1 protein-coding gene is annotated in these 2,462 nt (G+C 49.2%); it reads right to left on the bottom strand.

The features are described 5' to 3' along the window. Positions 1-2,462: non-ribosomal peptide synthetase (locus tag CEX98_RS22060; RefSeq protein WP_143484382.1), on the bottom strand; the 2,462-nt coding region annotated here is incomplete at both ends.

Raw genomic sequence — 2,462 nt, 5'->3', positions numbered from 1 at the left:
AATTTTACCACATGCACCCGGCATAAGCTTTCTTCTGTCAGTGCAAACTGATAATTGTGCTCCGCCAAGATCAACGCCTGTAATGCTTCTTCCTGTCGCGCTTTGGGCTGCGCCTCCAGATTGCTTGTTATGAAGCTCGGTTGCCCCTTTGGCAATACGCTCAAGCGCACTGCGTCTCCCTCTATGTCAAATTGAGTTCGTAGCACTTCGTGGCGTGCAACCACAGCCGCAAATGCCGATGCCAGCGCCTCGCTATCTAGGTGCCCGGACAGCATAAACGAGCCTACCATATTATACTGGCTCGAGCCCCCTTCCAGTCGGTCGATAAACCAAAGACGTTGTTGTGCGAATGATAAAGGCGGATGTACTTCCTGTCGTGCGATGATCTCCGGCAGTTGCCTACTCTTTCCATAACGCGCTAACTGACTTGCCAGCGCTGAGATCGTCGAGTGTGCAAACAACACTTTTAACGGGACTTCTACTCCCAGTAACTCCCGTATCTGACTTATCACTCGAACCGCCAGCAAGCTGTGGCCCCCAAGTGCGAAGAAATCATCAAATCGCCCAACACGCTCAACCTTCAGTATAGATTGCCAAATGGCACTTAAAACTCGCTCATCTTCTGTCTTTGGTGGAGTATATGCCTCAATATTATTGGCGGTGATATTTAGTGCAGGTAGTGCCTTTCTATCGATTTTACCATTTGGCGTCAACGGCAGGCTTTGCATATCAACAAAGAACCCCGGCACCATATAATCCGGTACTTGCTCAGCTAACGCAGCTTTAACTTGAGCAATTTTGTCTGTCTGTGCTGTATCTTGCCAAACAACATAAGCTACCAGCTGGTCTCCTGCAATCACCACCACTACATCTTTGATTTGCACCTGCTGCAGCAGGCGAGATTCTATCTCACCCAGTTCAATACGGAACCCTCTCAGTTTCACCTGATGGTCAATGCGCCCTTGATACCCCAGACGGTCTAAATGCCCAGCCTTATCTACATGCCAGCGCACCAAGTCTCCGGTGCGATACATGACTCCCCCATCATAAGGGTTTTCAATAAAGCAAGCTTCATTCAGCTCTGGGCGGTTGAGATATCCTCGGGCCACACCCGAACCGCCAATATAAAGCTCTCCAACGACACCCGGTGGCACTGGCTGTTGCTGCTTATCCAGTATATAGAGCCAAGTGTTCGAAATCGCACGACCAATTGAGGGCGCTCGCTCCAAAGGTTGGGTATAACGCTCATGGGTTGAATAGGTGGTATCTTCTGATGGACCATACAGGTTATTAACCTGTAACCCAGCGTTTGCCTCAAACAGCTGGTTTACCAGCTGCTTCTTCAAAGGCTCACCGGCAAGATTGACGACTTGCACGCCTTCAAAGTCATATCCCTGCTCAATAAGAGCAGCTGCCGCACTAGGCACGGTATTAATTAAACTCACTGCCGGTGCGTCGCGCTCTGTTAATGCCAGAATATTATCAACAGCAACAACGGCGCCTCCACAGCTCCATGCTGACCATATCTCGAAAACAAACAGGTCAAAACTGATTGAGGTACTACACAACACCTCAAGACGCTCACTCTCGCTAAATGCCTGCTGTGTCCAATCCAGCATCGCCACAGCATTACGGTGTTCAATCTGTACACCTTTCGGCTTACCTGTTGAACCTGACGTATAAATTATATAGGCAAGATTATTGGCATCTGCCGCTCGATTCAGCTGTAATGAGACAGGCTGCCCCTGCCAGACATCTAAACAAATTGGATGATGTGCCTCTAACGACAATTCAGCCACCAAAGATGATTCCGTCAGTACGCACTTTACATCCGCATCGCTCAACATAAACTCAACGCGCTCTTTGGGATAAGATGGATCTATTGGGACATACGCAGCGCCAGCTTTTAACACCCCCAGCACCCCAACAAATAACTGCTCGTTCCGATGTAAGCATAGACCTATCCGGCTGTCGGGCTGACATCCTTGCGCTTGCAAGTGTGCCGCTAAATGCGTCGCACGCTTATCTAATTCGCGATAAGTCATGGTTCGTCCATTCACTCTCAGCGCAATAGCCTCTGGTGATATACGCGCCTGCCGTTCAAAAATATCAAATAAACAAGTGCCTTCAGGATAACTTGGACTGTGCTGAAGCGCAGTCACATCCCCCGGTAGTGTACCGGCAAACTGTTTTCCCCATTGCAGCTGCCTGTCCAACTGCTCATTATCGAGCAGCGCCACTGAAGCCAGTGCTTGCTCAGGTTTTGATACCAATGCAGCTAACATCAGCTCAAAGCTATTCGCCATCTGCGCAATGCTGTGACGGTGGAACAACGCTGTACTGTAAGTCCACTCAACCATGATATCGCTTTCTTGCTCTTTCACTGTCAATTCAATATCAAACTTCGTGCTATCACGCAGCATGGCTTCAGGTGTGATCTCTAGCTCAGGCAACTTCAACGC

This window comes from Pseudoalteromonas piscicida (assembly GCF_002744175.1).
Taxonomy (GTDB): Bacteria; Pseudomonadota; Gammaproteobacteria; order Enterobacterales; family Alteromonadaceae; genus Pseudoalteromonas; species Pseudoalteromonas piscicida_B.
Note: the sequence above shows the minus strand (reverse complement) of the source record. Positions and strands in the feature narration are given on the sequence as shown.